The 19,821-nt window shown below is 66.1% G+C and carries 14 protein-coding genes; 6 read left to right on the top strand and 8 right to left on the bottom strand.

What is annotated here, in order from left to right; genetic code table 11:
• Positions 1-15: 15 nt before the first annotated feature.
• From BXA00_RS21695 to BXA00_RS21680, 4 genes are all read right to left on the bottom strand, one after another.
• Complete coding sequence (locus BXA00_RS21695) at positions 16-1,443, bottom strand: aldehyde dehydrogenase family protein (protein WP_083714303.1); 1,428 nt, start codon at positions 1,441-1,443, stop codon at positions 16-18.
• 34 nt (positions 1,444-1,477) lie between these two features.
• Positions 1,478-2,074, bottom strand: a complete 597-nt coding sequence (locus tag BXA00_RS21690; protein WP_076520464.1) for a thiamine pyrophosphate-dependent enzyme — start codon at positions 2,072-2,074, stop codon at positions 1,478-1,480.
• 15 nt (positions 2,075-2,089) lie between these two features.
• A complete protein-coding gene (locus BXA00_RS21685; protein ID WP_076520463.1) occupies positions 2,090-2,605 on the bottom strand; it encodes a thiamine pyrophosphate-binding protein in 516 nt (171 codons plus the stop codon).
• A gap of 76 nt (positions 2,606-2,681) precedes the next feature.
• A complete protein-coding gene (locus BXA00_RS21680; protein WP_083714302.1) occupies positions 2,682-3,893 on the bottom strand; it encodes an ABC transporter substrate-binding protein in 1,212 nt (403 codons plus the stop codon).
• A gap of 171 nt (positions 3,894-4,064) precedes the next feature.
• Here BXA00_RS21680 and BXA00_RS21675 point away from each other — a divergent pair, with 171 nt between their 5' ends.
• Positions 4,065-4,988, top strand: coding sequence for a LysR family transcriptional regulator (locus BXA00_RS21675; RefSeq protein WP_076520462.1), 924 nt, complete (start codon positions 4,065-4,067; stop codon positions 4,986-4,988).
• Positions 4,989-5,099: 111 nt separating this feature from the next.
• Here the strand turns inward: BXA00_RS21675 and purL are convergent, their stop codons facing one another.
• Positions 5,100-9,149 carry a phosphoribosylformylglycinamidine synthase gene (gene purL, locus BXA00_RS21670; protein WP_076520461.1) on the bottom strand — a complete coding sequence of 1,350 codons (4,050 nt, stop codon included), beginning with the start codon at positions 9,147-9,149 and terminating at the stop codon, positions 5,100-5,102.
• Between the two features lie 359 nt (positions 9,150-9,508).
• On the opposite strand from purL, the gene BXA00_RS21665 reads away from it, so the two are divergent.
• The 3 genes from BXA00_RS21665 to BXA00_RS21655 all read left to right on the top strand — a co-directional run bounded on the left by BXA00_RS21665 (position 9,509) and on the right by BXA00_RS21655 (position 12,455).
• Positions 9,509-10,051, top strand: coding sequence for a TRAP transporter small permease (locus BXA00_RS21665; RefSeq protein ID WP_076520460.1), 543 nt, complete (start codon positions 9,509-9,511; stop codon positions 10,049-10,051).
• The gene (locus BXA00_RS21660) at positions 10,048-11,346 is read left to right on the top strand and encodes a TRAP transporter large permease (RefSeq protein WP_076520459.1); all 1,299 of its coding nucleotides are present in this window, start codon (positions 10,048-10,050) and stop codon (positions 11,344-11,346) included. Before BXA00_RS21665 ends, BXA00_RS21660 begins: the two co-directional genes overlap by 4 nt.
• Before the next feature lie 80 nt (positions 11,347-11,426).
• Positions 11,427-12,455 carry a DctP family TRAP transporter solute-binding subunit gene (locus BXA00_RS21655; protein WP_076520458.1) on the top strand — a complete coding sequence of 343 codons (1,029 nt, stop codon included), beginning with the start codon at positions 11,427-11,429 and terminating at the stop codon, positions 12,453-12,455.
• A 129-nt stretch (positions 12,456-12,584) separates the two neighbouring features.
• On the opposite strand, the gene greB is transcribed toward BXA00_RS21655, so the two are convergent.
• The 3 genes from greB to BXA00_RS21640 form a co-directional block, all read right to left on the bottom strand.
• Positions 12,585-13,136, bottom strand: coding sequence for a transcription elongation factor GreB (gene greB, locus BXA00_RS21650; protein ID WP_076520457.1), 552 nt, complete (start codon positions 13,134-13,136; stop codon positions 12,585-12,587).
• 68 nt (positions 13,137-13,204) lie between these two features.
• Positions 13,205-14,050 carry a 3',5'-nucleoside bisphosphate phosphatase gene (locus BXA00_RS21645; protein WP_076520456.1) on the bottom strand — a complete coding sequence of 282 codons (846 nt, stop codon included), beginning with the start codon at positions 14,048-14,050 and terminating at the stop codon, positions 13,205-13,207.
• 68 nt (positions 14,051-14,118) lie between these two features.
• The gene (locus BXA00_RS21640; protein ID WP_231952293.1) at positions 14,119-14,985 is read right to left on the bottom strand and encodes an alpha/beta fold hydrolase; all 867 of its coding nucleotides are present in this window, start codon (positions 14,983-14,985) and stop codon (positions 14,119-14,121) included.
• Between the two features lie 335 nt (positions 14,986-15,320).
• Here BXA00_RS21640 and cfa point away from each other — a divergent pair, with 335 nt between their 5' ends.
• Together cfa and BXA00_RS21630 are read left to right on the top strand one after the other, a co-directional pair.
• A complete protein-coding gene (gene cfa / locus BXA00_RS21635) occupies positions 15,321-16,511 on the top strand; it encodes a cyclopropane fatty acyl phospholipid synthase (protein ID WP_083714301.1) in 1,191 nt (396 codons plus the stop codon).
• 390 nt (positions 16,512-16,901) lie between these two features.
• A complete protein-coding gene (locus BXA00_RS21630; RefSeq protein ID WP_083714300.1) occupies positions 16,902-19,751 on the top strand; it encodes a type VI secretion system Vgr family protein in 2,850 nt (949 codons plus the stop codon).
• Positions 19,752-19,821: the final 70 nt, after the last annotated feature.

Raw genomic sequence — 19,821 nt, 5'->3', positions numbered from 1 at the left:
CCTGCGGTTGAGGGATCAATAGCCGATATAAGCGGTCTTGGTGGACGTGTAGAAGTCCACCGCATAACGCCCCTGTTCACGCGGGCCGAAGCTGGAGGCCTTCACGCCGCCAAAGGGAACGTGATAGTCCAGGCCGGCGGTGGGCAGGTTCACCATCGTCAACCCGCTGCGCACATTGAGCCGGAAATGGTTCGCATGCTTGTGCGACGTGGTGCAAATGCCCGACGACAGACCAAATGGCGTGTCGTTGGCGACCTGCAGGGCCTCGTCGTAACCGGATACCCGGATCACGGCGGCCACCGGGCCGAAGATTTCTTCCCGGTTGATGCGCATCGCGTTGCTGCTGCCCGCGAACAGAGTCGGCCTGAGGAAGTGGCCAGCCGTGGGCGCATCGGCCCGCTTTCCGCCCTCAACCACGGTAGCGCCTTCGCTGCGCCCCAGTTCGATGTACCCCAGGATCTTTTCCAGTTGCGGCGCGTTGATGACCGGCCCGATCTGGGTCGCGGGATCCCGTGGGTCGCCTACCACCAGCTTGCGCATGCGTTCCGCCAGCGCCTCCACGAAGCGATCGTGTATGCCGTCGGCGACGATCAGGCGGCTGCTCGCGGTGCATCGCTGCCCCGCCGAATAGAAAGCGCCGTTCAGGGCGCATTCCACGGCCACGTCCAGGTCGGCGTCATCGAGCACCACCAGCGGATTCTTGCCGCCCATTTCAAGCTGCACCCGTATCATGCGCTCGGATGCGGCGGCGGCTATCTTGCGGCCGGTGGCGACGCTGCCCGTGAAGCTGACGGCGTCCACGCCCTCAAGCAAGGCCCGGCCCGCCGCCGCGCCTTCGCCGTTGACCAGGTTGGCGACGCCGCCAGGCAAGCCCGCGCGCTCAAGGATATTGAACAGTTCCCAGGCGGCGCCCGGGGTGTGCTCGGAGGGCTTGAGCACCAGCGTATTGCCGAAGGCCAGCGCGGGCGCGATCTTCCAGGCCGGAATCGCGATCGGGAAGTTCCATGGCGTGATCATGGACACCACGCCGACGGGATGCCTGCTGATCTGCACGCCGATATCCGGACGCACCGACGGCAGGTTCTCGCCGCCATAGCGCACCGCCTCCCCCGCGAAAAACTGGAATATCTGCCCGGCGCGCACGACTTCGCCCTGCCCTTCGGCTTGCGTCTTGCCGGCCTCGCGGGAAACCAGGGCGCCCAGCTCTTCCTTGCGCGCCAGGATCTCGTTCGCGGCGCGGAACAGGATATCGCTGCGCGCCTGCGTGGTGCTGCGTTCCCAGGCAGGCGCGGCCGCCCGGGCGGCCTCCAGCGCCTGCCGCATCTGCGCCTCGCTCGCGCAGGCGTAATGGCCGATGACATCCTGCGGATCCGCGGGATTCAGGTTCGCCATCGTGGTGTCGCCGTCCACCCATGCGCCATCGATGAAATTCGCTTTCTGCATCACTGTCCGCTCCTCGTCATGAATCGTCGTTGGATCATGCATGGCCTCCTTTTCCTTTACCCAGCACCGCCTCGCGAAACCGCGAGCGCAGGTAGGGACCATCGCGCGGCGGCAGGCTGCTGGGTTCTGGCGCCGCCGCCACCTTCAGCACCAGGCATTGCAGGCCCGGCTGGTACAGGCCAGGAATTCGTTCCTGGAGTTCGCGCTCGCTGCGCAGCGTGGCGCAATCGGCGATGCCGCAGGCCCGGGCGATGCCTGCGATGTCCACGCCGCGTCCCGAATGGGCTGGCTGCATGCCCGTTTCACCGTAGTGCTCGTTGTCGATGATGATGATCTTCAGGTTCGACGGCGCGCGCACGCCTATGGTGGCGAACGATCCCATACCCATCAGCATCTCGCCATCGCCCGCAAAGACCAATACCTGGCGCCGCGGCTGCGCCAACGCCAACCCCAGGCCCACCATGCAGGCGCCTCCCATCGCGCCCCACACATAGAAATTCCGGTCGTCGTCACCCGCGGCCGAGGTGTCATAGGTGGGATTGCCCAGGCTTGCCACCACCAGGGCATCGCCGCGTTGTTCGAGTATCCGGGCCACCGCCGCCCGCCGGTTCATTGTCGCGCTAGCGTTCATATCGGTTGCCTCGTCCTACTTGTTGAAGTTCTTGATGCCCAGGATGCTTTGGGAGATCACCACGGCCACGGCGCGGTTCGAGTTGAACGCCAGCAGGCTCGCCGCGCGCACGGTTTCCGGCACATCGCTGCCGCGTTCCACCCGCTGCACGAAAACGCCGGCCCCGCGCAGTGCGGCCTCGGTCGACTGGCCCATTGGACATTGCCAAGGATTGAATTCGCCCCATTCACCGCGCATGGTGATCAGGCACAGGAACGGCATGCGGCACTCCTGGACCAGGGCCAGCATGTTGATGCAGTTGCCGACCCCGCTGGATTGCAGCAGCAACACGCCCTTGGCGCCGCCCAGCCAGGCGCCCCCCAGCATCGCCACGCCCTCTTCTTCCGTGGTGAGGGAAATGGCTTCCACGTCCGGGTCCGCCTCGAACAGCTTGATCAATTGGCTATGCCCCGCATCCGGCACATACGCCATCTGCGTGATGCCGGCCTCCTTCAGGTTTTGATAGACCATTTCGGGCCAACTCTCTGCCATGATTCGCTTCCTCTGGTGTGGGGATGAAGACTGCTTGCGGCACAAGCCGGTAGCGGCCGGCTGGCGCCGCTTCGGATCAGATGCGTGCGTTGAGCTTGCAGATGCCGGGCTTGGTGGGCGCGTAGGCGTGCTCGCCGGGAATCGTTGCCACCTTTTGGTAGTAATCCCATTCGCCCTTGGATGTCGCGGCCGACTTGACTTGCATGAGGTACATGTCGTGCACCATGGCGCCGTCGGCCCGGATGTAGCCCTTGGTGAACATGTCGTCGATCGGCATGGACTTCAGTGCGTTCATGACGGCGTCCGAATCCGTCGTGCCGGCGCGCTCCACGGCCTTCAGGTAGGTCGTGACGGCGGAGTAGTCGCCCGCCTGGAAGGTGGTGGGCATTTTCTTGTTGCGTTCATAGAAGCGCTTGCTGAATTCGCGCGAGCGGTCGTCCAGGTCCCAGTACCAGCCGTCGGTCAGGTACATGCCCGCGGTCGTGTCCAGGCCCAGGCTGTGGATGTCCGTGATGAAGACCATCAGGCCGGCCAGGCGCATTTTGTCGCTGACGCCGAATTCCTTGGCGGTCTTGATCGAGTTGATCAGGTCTCCGCCGCCATTGGCCAGGCCCAGCACCTGTGCCTTGGATGCCTGCGCCTTCATCAGGTAGGACGAGAAGTCGGACGTATTGAGCGGATGCCGGGTCGATCCCGCGACGGAGCCGCCGTTGGCCTGCACGACATCCATGCTGGCCTTTTCCAGCGAGTAACCGAACGCATAGTCGGCGGTCAGCATGAACCAGCTCTTGCCGCCCTGCTCGACCATGGCGGCCGCCGTGCCGCGCGCTTGCGCGGAGGTGGAATAGGTGTAGCGCACCGTGTAGGGCGTGCAGGCCTCTTCGGTGAGGCTATCGGCGCCTGCGCCTGCGCTGATGAAGACCTTTTTCTTTTCGGCGGCGATCGTGCTGATCGCCAGCGAGGCCGACGAATTCGAGCCGCCGATCACCAGGTCCACCTTGTCCTGGTCCCACCATTGGCGCGCGCGGTTCGACGCGATATCGGCCCGGTTCTGATGGTCGGCCGAGAGAATCTCGATCGGCTTGCCCAGCACTTTGCCGCCGAAGTCCGCGACCGCCATGCGGATCGCGTCCAGCCCGCCCACACCGTCAAAGTCCGAATACGGCCCACTCATGTCAGTGACGAAGGCGATCTTCACCTTGTCGCTCTGGGCGCTTGCGCCCCCTGCCCCACATATGCCGACTACCGCCAACGCGACGGCACCTAACACTTTCGTACTGGTTTCCACGTCTTGTCTCCTCGCTATGTCGGCCTTGCCGCAGGATCGCCAAAGCCATCTCTTTTTTTAATAATATATCTACCTACAATCTATTATCTGCATATCGTTAACCCGTAGGGCGGGATCCGGACGCATGTCCGCCTCCCTATAATCCGCTTTTCCCACCCCACGCCACACACCATGGATTTGCGCCAGATCGAGTGCTTTCTTTGCCTGTACCGCAACGGCGGCATGACGCGCGCGGCAGCCGAATTGGGCATCGTCCAATCGGCCCTGAGCACGCAACTGGCCAAGCTGGAAAAGACCCTGAAGGTCCAGCTCTTCGAGCGCTCCAGCCGGGGGGTCACGCCTACCGCGGCGGGCGTCGACCTCTACAAAATGTTGTTGCCGCTGTCCAAAGAGGTCGAGAGCGTGCGCCAGCGCATGCTGGACCTGAGCGGCGGCACGTCGGGCCTCATCCGAGTGGGCACCGTGCCTTCGCTGGGCGCCAGCATCGTGCCGCGCGCCCTCTCTCTTTACACGTCCGAACACAAGGACGTCACCATCCGCTTGACCGAGGCCTACAGCGCCGGGCTGGTGGAACGTCTGGATGCCGGCGAGCTCGATGTCGCCGTCGTCAACCTGATCCAGCCGGTACGCAGCCTGGAAACCACGCCGCTCGTCAGCGAGGAACTGGTCCTGGTCACGGCGTCGGACAGCGCGCTTCGCAACGTCGAATTCGGCGACCTGCCCATCGACGCGCTGATCGTGCCGTCATTGGGCCAGGGCCTGCGCGCGATCATCGACCCGGTCTTGAAGAAACGCAGTCCCGGCTCGCGTCCCCGCCTGGAAATGGATGCACTGACCCCGACCCTGGAACTCGTTAAGTCGGGCGCTTGGGCCACCATCCTGCCCATCAGCGCCATCGCGCACGAGCTGGACGCGGGCGCCCTGTCGGTGCGGCGGATCCACGCGGACATGCAGCGGCAACTGGTGGTGGTCAGCCATCCCCGCCGCCCTCTCAGCCTGGCCGCGCAACGTTTCGTCGCCGCGCTGGCATCCGAAGCGCACGACGCCGTGTCGCGCGCGCAGCGCTTCATGAAGTCGCTCAAGACACGGAAATAAGCGCGGGGCGCGACGGCGCCCCAATGAAAAACCCCGCCGCCGGGCACGATGCCCAGGCAGCGGGGTGTGTGGCGCGTCCGCCGGGGATAACCCGCGGCGGAAGCTACAGGCTTACTTCAGCCAGGCGCGCGCATTGCGGAAGATGCGCATCCACGGGCTGTACGCGCCGCCCGTGTCCGCGTTGCCCCATTTCTCGGGCGCCCACGACATCATGACGTTGCGCGTCACGCGTTCCGGGTGCGGCATCATGACCGTGAAGCGGCCGTCGGCCGTGGTGACCGAGGTCAGGCCGCCCGGGCTGCCGTTCGGGTTGAACGGGTAGGCTTCGGTGGCCTGGCCGTTGTTGTCGATGAAGCGCGCGGCGACCAGCACGCGGCTGGCGTCGCCCTGCTGGGAGAAGTCGGCATAGCCTTCGCCGTGGGCCACGGCGACCGGCACGCGGGCGCCTTCCATGCCGGCAAAGAAGATCGACGGCGACTTGGGCAGCTCCACCATGGACAGGCGCGCCTCGTATTTTTCGGACTGGTTGCGCGTGAAGCGCGGCCAGAATTCGGCGCCCGGGATCATCGGGGCCAGCGCGGCCATCATCTGGCAGCCATTGCACACGCCCAGCGCGAAGGTGTCGGGACGCGCGAAATACGCGGCGAACTGGTCGGACAGCTTGCTGTTGAAGCGGATGGTGCGTGCCCAGCCTTCGCCGGCGCCCAGCACGTCGCCGTAGCTGAAGCCGCCGACGGCGACCAGGCCCTGCATCTGCGCCAGGTCCACGCGACCGGACAGCAGATCGGTCATGTGGACGTCGATGGCTTCGAAGCCCGAGGTGTCGAAGGCCCAGGCCATTTCGACCTGGCTGTTGCAGCCCTGCTCGCGCAGGATCGCCACACGCGGGCGCTTGCCGGTGTTGATGAACGGCGCGGCCACGTCTTCCTGCGGATCGAAGGACACGTTGGGGCTCATGCCCGGATCCTTGCTGTCGTTCCAGACGTCGAGTTCAGCCTGGGCGCACGCGGGATTGTCGCGGCGCGCCATGATGCGGTAGGACACTTCGGACCAGGCGCGGCCCAGGTCGGCGCGCGGCTGGCTCCAGACCTTCTTGCCGTCGCGGTAGAACTCGACCTCGTCGGCGCCGTTCAGGCCGCCGATGACGTGCGAGTGGGCCGACAGGCCGGCGCCGCGCAGCACTTGCATGACGGCGTCGCGCTGCGAGGCCGGCACCTGGATCACGGCGCCCGCCTCTTCCGAGAACAGGGCCTTGAGGGTGAGTTCGTCGCGCTGCACGGCGACTTGTTCCGGACGGATCTTGTAGTCGCCCCAATCCGCCGATTGCGGATCGAAGGTCAGCATGTCCAGGTTCACCGAGATGCCGGTGCGGCCGGCGAAGGCCATTTCGACCAGCGTGGCGAACAGGCCGCCGTCGGAGCGGTCGTGGTAGGACAGGATGGTGCCGGCTTCGGCCAGCGTGCGAATGGTGACGAAGAACGCGCGCAGGTCTTGCGGCGCATCGATGTCCGGCACGGTCTGGCCGACCTGGTTGTAGGTCTGCGCCAGGATCGACCCGCCCATGCGGTGGCGGCCGCGGCCCAGGTCGATGAGGATCAGGACGCTGTCGCCGGCGTCGGTGCGCAGTTGCGGGGTCAGGCTGGCGCGCACGTCGGCCACCGGCGCGAAGGCCGTGATGATCAGCGACACCGGCGCCACGACCTGGCGCTGCTCGCCGTCCTGTTCCCAGGACGTCTTCATGGACAGCGAGTCCTTGCCCACCGGAATGGACAGGCCGGTGGCCTGGCAGAGTTCGCTGACGGCGGACACAGTGTCGTACAGCGCGGCGTCTTGCCCTGCGACGCCGCAGGCGGCCATCCAGTTGGCGGACAGCTTGATGTCTTCAAGGCGCGCCACGTCGGCGGCGGCCAGGTTGGTCAGGGCTTCGGCCACGGCCATGCGGCCCGACGCCGGGGCATCCAGCATGGCGATGGGCGTGCGTTCGCCCATCGACATGGCTTCGCCGCGGAAGCCTTCGTAGTCAGCCAGCGTGACGGCGCAGTCGGCCACCGGCACCTGCCACGGACCGACCATCTGGTCGCGGCTGGACAGGCCACCGACAGTGCGGTCGCCGATGGTGATGAGGAAGGACTTGTTGGCGACCGTGGGGTGGCGCAGCACGCGGTAGGCGGCTTCGGTCAGGTCGATGCCGGCCAGGTCCAGGGGCTCGGACACGCCGGGCAGGCGGGTGACGTCGCGCGTCATGCGCGGCGGCTTGCCCAGGATGACGTCGATCGGCACGTCCACGGGACGCACTTCGGCGTCGCCTTGCGGGCGGATCGTGTCCAGGCCGGGCAGGCCTTCGCCGTCGACCACGCGCAGTTGGCGCTCTTCCGTGGCCACGCCCACCACCGCGTACGGGCAGCGTTCGCGGCGGGCGATGGCGTCAAAGCGTTCCAGGTCGCGCGGCAAAATCGACAGGACGTAGCGTTCCTGGGATTCGTTGCTCCAGATCTCGGCGGGCGACAGGCCTGACTCTTCGAGCGGCACGCGCTTCAGATCAAAGATGGCGCCGCGGCCGGCGTCGTTGACCAGTTCCGGGAAAGCGTTGGACAGGCCGCCCGCGCCCACGTCGTGGATCGCAATGATGGGGTTGTTCTCGGCCTGCTGCCAGCAGCGGTCGATGACTTCCTGGGCGCGGCGTTCGATTTCGGGGTTGCCGCGCTGGACGGAGTCGAAGTCCAGTTCGGCCGAGTTGCTGCCCATGCTGATGCTGGACGCGGCGCCGCCGCCCATGCCGATACGGAAACCGGGACCGCCCAGCTGGATCAGCAGCGCGCCGGGCGGGATGACGTCCTTGTGGGTCAAGCCCGCGTCGATGCTGCCCAGGCCGCCCGCGATCATGATCGGCTTGTGATAGCCCCAGCGCGTGCCGCCGGCGGTCTGCTCGAACGAACGGAAGTAGCCCAGCAGGTTGGGACGGCCGAATTCGTTGTTGAACGCGGCGCCGCCGATGGGGCCGTCGATCATGATGGACAGCGGCGAGGCGATGCGCTCGGGCAGGCCGTGATGGTCGGCTTCCCAGGGCTGCATTGCGTCGTCGAAGCGCAGGTGCGACACGGTAAAGCCCGTGAGGCCCGCCTTGGGCTTGGAACCGCGGCCGGTGGCGCCTTCGTCGCGGATTTCGCCGCCGTTGCCGGTGGACGCGCCGGGGAACGGGGCGATGGCGGTCGGGTGGTTGTGGGTTTCCACCTTCATCAGCGTGTGGACGGTGGTGTCGCGGCGGATGTACCTGGCGCCGTCGGCGCCCTCGCCCGTCACGCCCGGCACGCCGGCCTGGAAGCGCTGCGCGGGGCCGCCTTCCATAATGGCGGCGTTGTCCGAATAGGCAACCACGGTGCCCTGGGGCTGCGCCTTGTGCGTGGCGCGGATCATGCCGAACAGCGTGTTGGGCTGTTCCTGGCCGTCGATCACCCACTGGGCGTTGAAGATCTTGTGGCGGCAGTGTTCGCTGTTGGCTTGCGCGAACATCATCAGTTCGACATCGGTGGGGTCGCGGCCCAGGTCGGTGAAGGACTTGGCCAGGTATTCGATTTCGTCGTCGGACAGCGCCAGGCCGAGCGCGGTATTGGCTTCGACCAGGGCCTGGGCGCCGCGTGTCTGCACGTCGACCGTGCGCATCGGCTTGCCGGCCAGCGGCTGGAACAGCGCCTGGCCGTCAAAGCTGGCGTCCACCACGGTTTCGGTCATGCGGTCATGCAGGCAGTCGGCCGCGCGCGCCAGCATGGCGTCGTCGAGGGACTTGGCGCCCAGCAGGCCGCGCTCGGGCGTGATGACGTAGCGCACGCCGCGTTCGATGCGATGCACCGAGGACAGGCCGCAGTTGTGGGCGATGTCGGTGGCCTTGCTGGCCCACGGGGAGATCGTGCCCAGGCGCGGAATCACCAGCAGGGACACGCTCTTGGCGGGCGCCTCGGAGGTGCTGGGCGTGCCGTAGTCCAGCAGTTGGGTGAGTTGCTGCTGCTGTTCGGCCGTCAGGGCGGCGTCGGTGCTGACGAAGTGCTCGTAGCGGGCGGATATGTCGGCCACCGGCAGGCCGGCTTCCTTCAATTGCGCCAGGAGGCGATCACGTCGAAAGGAGGACAGGACGGAGGAACCAGGCAGATGCTGAACTAGGGACACGATGCGGGCGCCGTATAAAGAGGGGTGCAAAGATGGGATTTTACCCGTTTAAGGGGTTTTCCCGGAGCCGAGTTTCATCGGCCGCCCCGCCGGCTCAATCTGGCCATTGTTACAAAAGAATTCCGGGACGTTTGCACCCTCATGGTGCAAAGCAATATCGAGGCTTGGGCGTTAAGTTCGTCCCGTCCCGCCTCATGGCGGCCGCAGTTCATGCACGGCTGCTTGATGCAATGCAGCATGTTGCAGCGGCCCCGCATTGCGGGAAAACACGAAGACCGGCCCCGGCGACGCGACGGTAGGATGCAGCGACCCTATCCAACAAAAGAAAAGCGCCCCACGCGCGCTGGCCGTTGCCTCACATGTCCCGCTCAGAAGCCCCCGCCGAGCCCGTCGAACCGATCATCCCCGCAGAAACAGAACCCGCCGTGAAGGTGCCGCTGGCCATCGAGGACTGGCTGGCCGTCATCCTGCTGGCGACGCTGGCGATCATTACCTTCCTGAATGTACTGGTGCGCTACTTCACGGACCAGTCCTTCGCCTGGACCGAAGAAATTTCGGTGTTCCTGCTGATTGTGCTGACCATGGCCGGCGGCAGCGTGGCGTTCGTGCGCAATCACCACATCCGGATCGAGATCGTGGCCGACTCGGGTTCGCCGCGCCGCCAGCGCATCCTGGCGCTGATCTCCAATGGCTGCGTGCTGGCTTTCTTTGTGCTGCTGACCGTCCTGTCCGTGAAACTGGTGCTGGACGAGTACATCTACGAGGAAACCTCGCCGGCCATCGGCGTGCCCACCTGGTGGTATTCGATCTGGCTGCCGGTCATGGCCGCGGCGATCTCGCTGCGCACGATCGGCACGTTGCGCCGCCTTGCTCGCGGCACGGGCCAGGAAGCCCAGCGATGATCGCCGTCATCCTCTTTACCGTCTTCATCGTCCTGATGGTGATCGGGGTGCCCGTCGGCGTGGCGCTGGGCATCGGCGGCACGGTGGCGATCGTCCTGACCAACCTGGACACGCCCTGGTATGGCCTTCTGACCGTGCCGCAGAATTTCTATGCCGGCCTGGCCAAGTACCCGCTGCTGGCGATTCCCATGTTCGTGCTGGTGGGCTCCATCTTCGACCGCTCGGGCGTGGCCAAGCGGCTGGTGGACTTTGCCATCGCCATCGTCGGGCGCGGCCCGGGCATGCTGCCGCTGGTGTCCATTGCGGTGGCGATGTTCCTGGGCGGCATCTCGGGCTCGGGTCCGGCGTGCGCCGCCGCGGTCGGCGCGGTGATGATCACCGCCATGTCGCGCGCCGGCTACCCGGGCTCGTTCTCGGCCTCGGTGGTGGCCGCCGGCGCCGCCACCGACATCCTGATCCCGCCGTCGGTGGCCTTCATCATCTATTCCGTGCTGGTGCCGGGCGCCTCCGTGCCGGCCCTGTTCGCCGCCGGCATGGTGCCCGGCATCCTGGCGGGCTTCGCCCTGATCATTCCGGCCGTGTGGTTGTCGCGCAAGTACAAGATGGGCGCGCTGGAAGCGCACCTGCCCCGCCCGCCCTTCTGGAAGAGCCTGCGCGACGCGTCCTGGGGCCTGGCCGCGCCGGTGCTGATCCTGGGCGGCATGCGGCTGGGCTGGTTCACGCCCACCGAGGCCGCGGTCGTCGCGGTGTTCTATGGCCTTTTCGTGGGCGGTTTCATCCACCGCACGATCAAGCTGCGCGACCTGTACACCATCCTGCGCGAAGCCGCCGAACTGTCCGCCGTGATCATGCTGGTGGTGACGCTGGCCGGGATCTTCGCGTGGGCGCTGTCCACGCTCAGCGTGATCGACCCGATCACCCACGCCATCGTCAATTCCGGCCTGGGCGAGTGGGGCGTGCTGGCGCTGCTGATCCTGTTGCTGATGACCGTGGGCATGTTCCTGGACGGCATTTCGATCTTCCTGATCTTCGTGCCGCTGCTCATGCCTATCGCCAATGCCTACGGCTGGGACCCGGTGTGGTTCGGCGTGATCCTGACCTTGAAGGTGGCGTTGGGCCAGTTCACCCCGCCGCTGGCGGTGAACCTGATGGTGTCGTGCCGCATCGCGCGCGTGCCGATGGAATCGACCGTGCGCTGGGTGGTATGGCTGCTGGGCGCGATGTTCCTGGTGCTGGTGGCGGTGCTGGCATTTCCTGAATTGGCGCTGTGGCTGCCGCGCAAGCTGGGTTATTGAGAGAGGCGGGACGGGGCCGGCCCGCAAGGGACGACCGGCCATGGATGACAACAACAGAAAGCATAGAGAGGAGACGCAACATGAAATTCCGCAACCTGATCGGCGCCGCGCTGTGCGCCGCCGCCGTGGTGGGCATGGCGCCCGCGCACGCGCAGAACTACAAGCCCGAGTACAAGCTCTCCATCGTCGTGGGCACCACTTTCCCGTGGGGCCAGGGTGCGGTGATCTGGTCGGATCTGGTGCGCGAGCGCACCGAAGGCCGCATCAACATCAAGGTCTACCCGGGCACCTCGCTGGTCCAGGGCGACCAGACGCGCGAGTTCACCGCGATCCGCCAGGGCGTGATCGACATGGCCGTGGGCTCGACCATCAACTGGTCGCCGCAGGTCAAGCAGCTCAACCTCTTCTCCCTGCCCTTCCTGATGCCCGATTACGCGGCGATCGACGCGCTGGTGCAGGGCGACGTGGGCAAGGACATGTTCAAGCTCATTGAAAAGGCGGGCGTGGTGCCGCTGGCCTGGGGCGAAAACGGCTACCGCCAGGTCAGCAACTCCAAGCGGGAGATCAAGCAGCCTGACGACATGAAGGGCATGAAGCTGCGCGTGGTGGGTTCGCCGCTGTATATCGACACCTTCACCGCCCTGGGCGCCAATCCCACGCAGATGAGCTGGGCGGACGCGCAGCCCGCGTTGGCGAGCGGCGCGGTGGACGGCCAGGAGAACCCGTTGTCGATCTATACCGGGTCCAAGCTCTACACCGTGGGCCAGAAATACCTGACGCTGTGGAACTACGTGGCCGATCCGCTGATCTTCGTGGTCAACCGCGAAGTCTGGAACTCATGGTCGGAAAAGGACCGCGACATCGTGCGCCAGGCCGCGCTGGACGCCGGCAAGCAGCAGATCGTGATCGCGCGCAAGGGCGTCACGCCTGAAGATCCGTCCCTGCTCAAGGAAATCGCCGGCCACGGCGTCACCGTGACCACGCTGTCGCAGGCGGACCACGACGCGTTCGTCAAGGCCACCAAGCCCGTCTACGAAAAGTGGAAAAAGCAGATCGGCGAAGACCTGGTCAACAAGGCCGAAAAGTCCATCGCCGAACGCAAGAAGTAAACCCGCAGAAGATTCGCAGCAAGCCCCAGGGGAACCGGCGGCGCAAGCCGCCAACCGAGGCAGGGACGCCAGAATCCCGCCCACCGCACGGGCGCCGGCCACAAACCGGCGCCCGTTATTTTTTGCCCCTTACTCCGGATACCTGACTTCCAGGATTTCCAGTTCGTCGATCCCCGCGGGGGTGCGCAGCACGACCGTGTCGCCTTCGCGCGCCTTGATCAACGCGCGCGCCACCGGCGAAATCCAGCTGATCTTGCCAGCCAGGGGTTCGGCTTCGTCCACGCCCACGATGGTGACGGTGTGTTCCTCGCCCGCCTTGTCCAGATAGACGACGGTTGCGCCGAAGAAAGCCTGGTCGCGATTGGGCTGGGCCTTGGGATCGACGACCTCGGCGATGTCCAGCCGCTTGGTCAAAAAGCGCATGCGCCGGTCGATCTCGCGCAGGCGCTTCTTGCCGTAGAGGTAATCGCCGTTTTCCGAGCGGTCGCCGTTGGACGCGGCCCACGACACCACCTGCACGACGGCCGGACGCTCCACGTTCATGAGCTGCGTCAGTTCAGTCCGCAGGCGTTCGTAGCCCTCGGGCGTCATGTAGTTCTTGGTGCCGGCCGGCAGCGCCTGGGCCTGGGGCAGATCGTCGTCGTCCTCGTGGTCGGACTCTTTAACAAATGCTTTGTTCATGGCGGTTGCGTCGCGATGGCGCGATCACTGTCGATGGCTTGCAGGATGGGCGGCCAGGGCCGCCCGCGTCAGAACCAGTCGTGCCAGACCGGTTTCAGGTCGGATGGCAGGGGCGGCAGGCAGCCCAGGTCCATCCGGCTTTCCTTGGGACTGTGGAAGTCCGACCCGCGCGAGGCCAGAAACCCGTAGCGGCGCGCCACGTCAGCGTACTGGCGGGCCTCTTCGACGGTATGGCTGCCCGTGTTGACCTCGATGCCCACGCCGCCCAACTGCAGGAATTCGTCGAACAGCGCGGCGAACTGCAGCGGCGTGTACTTGTAGCGGCCGGGGTGCGCAATGACGGCCTGCCCACCCGCGCCGCGTATCCAGCCGACGGCATCGGCCAGCGTGGCCCACTGCATGGGCACATGGCCGGGGCAATCGTCGCCCAGGTGTTTGTTGAAAACGGTCTGCACGTCGGGGCAATAGCCGGCTTGCACCAGGTAGCGCGCAAAATGGGTGCGGCTGATCAGTTCGGGATTGCCGGCGAACGGCAGCGCGCCTTCGTAGGCGCCCGGCATGCCCATGTCCGCCAGGCGTTCGCCGATGCGGCGGGCACGCTCGGCACGGCCGGAGCGCGTCTTGCGCAGGCCTTCGATGAGCGTCGCGTTGTCGGGGTCGAAGCGCAGGCCCACGATATGCACGGTCAGGCCGGCCCAGGTGACGGAGATCTCGACCCCCGTGGCAAAGCGCATGCCCAGTTCCTGGGCCGCGGCGGCGGCCTCGGCGATGCCGCCGACTTCGTCATGGTCGGTCAACGCCCAGACATCGACGCCATTGGCGAACGCCCGCTGCGCCACGTCCCGGGGCGCGAGCGCGCCGTCCGAGACGGTGGAATGGCAATGCAGGTCTATGTTCAAGGTGGGCGATTTCATGCGGCTATTGTAGAGAAGGCCCGGCGGCACGCCTAGCGCCGTGCCGTCCCCACATTGCCGCGCGCCGGTCAGCCCAGCAGGAAATCCGCCACCGGGTCCACCTGCTCGTGCGCGATCAGCGTCGGCGCGTGGCCCACGCCGGCCACCTCGTGCGCGCGCGAGCGCGGGTTGCGCTTGAGCATTTCGTCGACGGTGGCGCGCGTCAGCAGATCGGAAAGTTCGCCGCGCACGACCAGGATCGGGCAATCCAGCGCATCATAGGACCGCCACAAGAGCTGTTCGCCCGCGGCCAGTTCTTCCGGCGTCTGCGCCGCCAGGGCCTGGGCGATCGCCAGGTCGTAATGCTTGACCCACTTTCCTCCCTGTTCCGGGTACAGGTGCCTGGCCAGTTCAGCCCACTGGGCATCGGTGTGCGGACCGAAGGTTTCGGAGTTGGCGCGCATCGTGGCCACCGCCTCTTCGAACGTGGCGAACTCCCCCGGCGCGCCCACGTATTGGCCAATACGCGACAGCGCGCCGTTCTCCAGGCGCGGCCCCACGTCGTTGAGCACCATCTTGTCCAGGCGCAGGCCCTGGGCGGGCGGCAACATCCCGGCGTGCGGGCGCATGGCCAGCATGGCCTTGGCAAAGGCGGCGGCGCCCGACAGCGCCATGCCGATCAGCCCGCCCATCGACGTGCCCACCCAGGACAGGTTGGCGGGCCGCAGGCGCGCGATGAGGGTCACCATGTCCGCCACATACTGCGGCACGGTGTAGAACGCCGGATTGACCAGCCAGTCCGACCGGCCGCGTCCCACCACGTCGGGGCAGACCACGCGGTAATGGCCAGCCAGCCGGCGCGCCAGCGCATCGAAATCGCGCCCGCTGCGGGTCAGGCCATGCACGCAGAGCAGCACGCGGTCGTTGGCGGGATCGCCCCACTCCCAATAGGCCATGCGATGCAGGCCGGCCGGGCTGGCGCAGTTGACGAAATCCAAACGGGGTTCCAGGCGGGCTTCCACTTCTATCGACTCCACGGATCTGCGCACGGCGGCGCGCTCTGGCCGCTATGTTATAGGAGCCCGGTACGGACTGCTCTGGACTATCGCGCCGGTCGTGGCTACGATCCTTGCAACCGCACCGCGCCCGGCTGGCCCCAGCGCGCCGGACATTGCCCTGGGCTATGGGCGCGATGCAATCATTAAATTGGAGTTGCACACCCTTCAGGGCGCACAGTAAAAAGCTTCAGGCATTGCCAGATCAGTCATCCCAAAATTGATATGGAGTCCGTATGCAGCAAAGCAGTCCCCTTTCTCCGCTGACCGACCAGCCTGCCGGTCAACCCAGCACCGCCTCCCCTCCCCCCGCCCCCCCCAAGGTCCTGCAGGACCTGATGGCGCGCGCCGACGTGCAGATCAACGGCTCGCGTCCGTGGGATATGCAGGTTCATGACAAGCACATGTACGAGCGGGTGTTCGCCAGTTGGTCATTGGGACTGGGCGAATCCTACATGGATGGCGAATGGGACTGCGACGCGCTGGACGAACTGTTCACGCGCCTGCTGCGCGCCGACATGGGATCGGCAGCCCTGGGCGTGGCGCGCATCAAGCTGATCGCCGAACACCTGCGCCACAAGCTGTTCAACCTGCAGTCCAAGCACCGGGCGTTCGAAGTCGGCGAACAGCACTACGACGCGGGCAACGACGTGTTCGAAGCCATGCTGGACAGCCGGATGATCTACTCCTGCGCCTACTGGGAACATGCCCAGACGCTGGAAGAGGCGCAAGTCGCCAAGCTGGACATGATCTGCCGAAAGCTGCAACTGAAAGAAGGCGAGACGCTGCTGGACATTGGCTGCGGCTGGGGGGGACTGGCCAAGTTCGCGGCCGAGCGCTATGGCGTCAAGGTCACGGGCGTCACCGTGTCCAAGGAGCAGCTTGCCCTGGCGCAGGAGCGCGTGAAGGGCCTGCCCGTGGAACTGCTGCTGCAGGACTACCGGGACCTGCAGGGCCGCTTCGACAAGGTGGTCTCGGTGGGCATGTTCGAACACGTCGGCCCGAAGAACTACGACACCTACTTCACCCATGTGCAGCGGCTGATGGCGCCGGAAGGCGTATTCCTGCTGCACACGATCGGCATCGCCGCCACCAGCCAGAGCACCGATCCGTGGATCGACCGCTACGTCTTCCCGAACGGCAAGCTGCCGTCGGCGCGCGAGATCACGACTGCCGTGGAAAACCGCTTCATCATCGAGGACTGGCACAACTTCGGCGCCGACTACGACCGCACGCTGATGGCCTGGTGGGAGCGCTTCGAGCGCGCCTGGCCCGCGCTGGAACCGCGCTACGGCACCCGGTTCTACCGGATGTGGAAGTACTACCTGATGTGCTGCGCCGGGTTCTTCCGGTCGCGCGAGGGCCAGCTCTGGCAGGTGGTGCTGACGCATCCGCAACGGCAGGAGACGTATCGGTCGTTGCGCTGAGGCGGGTGGCTGGCGCCTCGATCTGCCTGCAGGAGTGCGGCACGGGAATGCGATGACGGCAAGTTTCCAGACTCGTTCCGTGAATCCAGACGGGCCAGATTTGACCCGCCCGGGTCAAATCTGGCCCGCTGTGTTTTCTTATTTATCAATAACTTATCGAGGATCGGGTCAAATTTGGCCCGATTTTTCGTTCAGATCGCGGCTTTTCACGGGCCGCGATGCCGCAAGGCAGGCTGATTCGTGCCGGATTCAGCCCTAAGCCCCTGATTTCTCATTGGTTTTCCACGCGCCACGCAACCTGGCACGGATTTCGCGTATGTCGCCGCATTCCCTCAACCGGAATGCCTTGGGCCTCGTCTTCAGGCCCTGGCGTCGACACCGGACTCCGTCATGCGAAACCTGCGCGGCACCCACGCCCATCACGCCCCCCGATCATCGGATCTGCGGTTCACGTTTTCTCCGGCCGCCGCCGCCGTGGACTTCGACGTCATCGAGTTCACGCTGGACGAAGCCCTCTCCGAGACCTTTGTGCTGCGCGTGGCGTTGTCCAGCTTCGATGCGGCCGTGGACTTCGGTGCGCTGCTGGACCAGCCTGCGCTATTCACGATCTGGCTAGGCGAAACGGCTGTGCGCCACGTGCACGGCATCATCACGGGGTTTGAACAGGGCGACACCGGTTTCCGGCGCACCCGCTACCGCGCCGTGGTGGAACCGGCGCTGGCGCGTGCGGGACTGTGTTCCGACTGGCGCATCTTCCAGCAGCAGTCGGTGCCGGAGATCCTGGATCAGGTCATCAAGTCCCACGGCATCACGGACTATGAACAGGTCACCACCCACGAACACCTCCCACGCGAATACTGTGTCCAAGCCGGCGACACGGACCTGCGGTTCCTCGACCGGCTCGCAGCCGAAGAGGGATTCTTCTACCGCTTCAAACACACCGACAAGGGCCACCGACTGATCCACGGCGATCGGATCTACGTGCATGGCGCGATCGATGGCGGCCCGGTCATCTACAACCCCACACCAGGTGGAGACCAGCCCGAGCCCGCACTGCGCCGCTTCACGTATGCCGAACACGTGCGCACCGCGCGCCAGACGCAACGCGACTACACCTACACCCACCCGCAGTACGACCAGGAGCATTCGGCGTTAGCGCGCGAACTGGACCACCAGGACGCCCGCTACGAACGCTACGACTACCCCGGCCGCTACAAACGCGACGAGGCCGGCAAGCCCTTCACCCACAGCCGCCTCCTCGGCCTGCGGCGCGACGCCCGCATGGCCCGTGTCGAAGGGGACGACGCGCGCCTCGTACCCGGCGTGGCGTTCGATCTGACCGGCCATCCGCGCGAAGACTGGAACCACGGCTGGCGCCCGGTGCGGATGCAACACCACGGCATCCAGCACCGGAGCCAGCAGGAAGAAGGCGCCGACGCCGCGCAAGGCACCCAATACCGCTACACCGCCGACATCGTGCCGGACAAGGTGGACTGGAAGCCGGAACCGGCCCTTAAACCCCGCATTGACGGCCCGCAGATCGCCTCGGTCGTGGGCCCGGCCAATGAAGAGATCTATTGCGATGAATTTGGCCGCGTGAAGGTCCAGTTCCCCTGGGACCGATTGGGCCGCAATGACGAACACAGCTCCTGCTGGATCCGCGTCTCGCAGAACTGGGCGGGCGCGGCCTGGGGCCACATGGCCATCCCGCGCATCGGCCAGGAAGTGATCGTCGACTTTCTAGACGGCGACTGCGATCAGCCCATCATCACAGGGCGCACCTATCGGGCGACCAACCTGCCGCCGTATGCGCTGCCCCGCCACAACATCCTGAACACCGTCAAGACCAAGGAGCACAAGGGCAGCCGGGCCAACGAACTGCGCCTGGACGACACCTCGGGCCAGATCAGCGCCGCGCTGATGAGCGACCATGCGGCCACGGCGCTCAACCTTGGCTATCTGACCCACCCCAGGCCGTCGGGCGGCGTGCCGCGCGGCCAAGGCTTCGAACTGCGCACGGATGCGCACGGCGTGTTGCGCGCGGGCGGCGGCATGCTGCTCACCACCGAGATGCGCGCCAATGCCGGCGAACATCACAAGGACTTGCCCGAGACCGCCGAGCGCCTGTCCGTCGCGCGCGAGCAGCAGGACACCTTCGCCACGCTGGCGCGCGACGTGATGGCGCAGGAGCCCGGCGATCAGGACGGCGTGGCCAACGCCTTGCAGGCGCAGCACGCGCAGATCCCGGGACACGGTCCCGCCAATCCGCAGGCCAACCATTACCCCGAACTCAGCGCGCCGCACCTGGTGCTGGCCAGTCCGGCCGGCATCGCCACCAGCACGCCGGGCTGCACGCACATCGCCAGCGGCGGACACATCGCGCTCTCCAGCACCGGCCACACCAGCGTCTCGGCGGGCAAGCGGCTGCTGGCCAGCGCCAGCCGCGGCATGCGCTTCTTCGTGCAGAGCCTGGGATACCGCCTGATCGCCGCGGCCGGCGACATCGACATCAAGGCGCTCAAGGACAGCGTCAACGTGCTGGCCAAGCTGAACGTCACCGTCAGCGCCACCCGCATCACGATCAGCGCCAAGGAAGAAATCGAGATCAATGCCGGCGGCAGCGGCACGACCTACAACGCGGGCGGCATCACGCATGCGACCGGTGGCGCGTACAAGGTGCATTCGGCGGGAGCACGGTTCACCGGGCCCAAGAGCCAGGCGGGGACGTTTCCGGATGAGCCCAAGCCATCCAAGGGGAACCTGGAATTGTTCAACAGGTATCTCAGCGGCCTGGGCATTGCGAACGCGCCGTTCGAGGTCGAGGACGCCACGGGGCGCCGCTTCAAAGGCACGCTCGACGGGCAGGGATACGCCGCGGTGACGGGCGCTGCGCCCGGGCCCGCGAGCGTCAGTTTCGGCAAGGACCCGAACGACCCATGGGCCGAAATTAGCTTCATGGGGGCCAAGCCGTGGCCCTCCCGGGCGCCGGACGCAGTGCCAGCCCAGGTCCAGGCATTGGCGCGGACTCTGCATGCCAAAGCCAACGCGGTCCAAGACACGGGACAAGTGGTGCGAGCCATCGGCGCACTCGCTCTCCGCATGGATGACGCGGTGCGCGCGAGGACCTCAGGCCCATTGAGCGCGGCTGGCGCAAGCCTGGCGCAAGGGATATTGCCCGGATCTTCGACCAAGCTCGAAAGCCCGCCGACGCCGGCTTTAGCCAAGTCGCTCACCGGCTGACGCCGCGCCTCACCGATACGCATCCCATCCATAGCGCATCCCGCGCTTGTCGCGGAACCCCTTCGCCCAC

Source organism: Achromobacter sp. MFA1 R4, assembly GCF_900156745.1.
Classification (GTDB): domain Bacteria; phylum Pseudomonadota; class Gammaproteobacteria; order Burkholderiales; family Burkholderiaceae_B; genus Achromobacter.
This window is presented reverse-complemented; position numbering and strand designations above follow the sequence as displayed.

Excerpts from the sequence above, each read along its gene's own strand:
- BXA00_RS21695 (WP_083714303.1), bottom strand. The coding sequence starts at position 1,443 with ATGCAGAAAGCGAATTTCATCGATGGCGCATGGGTGGACGGCGACACC.
- BXA00_RS21690 (WP_076520464.1), bottom strand. The coding sequence starts at position 2,074 with ATGAACGCTAGCGCGACAATGAACCGGCGGGCGGCGGTGGCCCGGATA.
- BXA00_RS21685 (WP_076520463.1), bottom strand. The coding sequence starts at position 2,605 with ATGGCAGAGAGTTGGCCCGAAATGGTCTATCAAAACCTGAAGGAGGCC.
- BXA00_RS21675 (WP_076520462.1), top strand. The coding sequence starts at position 4,065 with ATGGATTTGCGCCAGATCGAGTGCTTTCTTTGCCTGTACCGCAACGGC.
- BXA00_RS21665 (WP_076520460.1), top strand. The coding sequence starts at position 9,509 with ATGTCCCGCTCAGAAGCCCCCGCCGAGCCCGTCGAACCGATCATCCCC.
- BXA00_RS21660 (WP_076520459.1), top strand. The coding sequence starts at position 10,048 with ATGATCGCCGTCATCCTCTTTACCGTCTTCATCGTCCTGATGGTGATC.
- BXA00_RS21655 (WP_076520458.1), top strand. The coding sequence starts at position 11,427 with ATGAAATTCCGCAACCTGATCGGCGCCGCGCTGTGCGCCGCCGCCGTG.
- greB (WP_076520457.1), bottom strand. The coding sequence starts at position 13,136 with ATGAACAAAGCATTTGTTAAAGAGTCCGACCACGAGGACGACGACGAT.
- BXA00_RS21645 (WP_076520456.1), bottom strand. The coding sequence starts at position 14,050 with ATGAAATCGCCCACCTTGAACATAGACCTGCATTGCCATTCCACCGTC.
- BXA00_RS21640 (WP_231952293.1), bottom strand. The coding sequence starts at position 14,985 with ATGGCCTATTGGGAGTGGGGCGATCCCGCCAACGACCGCGTGCTGCTC.
- cfa (WP_083714301.1), top strand. The coding sequence starts at position 15,321 with ATGCAGCAAAGCAGTCCCCTTTCTCCGCTGACCGACCAGCCTGCCGGT.
- BXA00_RS21630 (WP_083714300.1), top strand. The coding sequence starts at position 16,902 with ATGCGAAACCTGCGCGGCACCCACGCCCATCACGCCCCCCGATCATCG.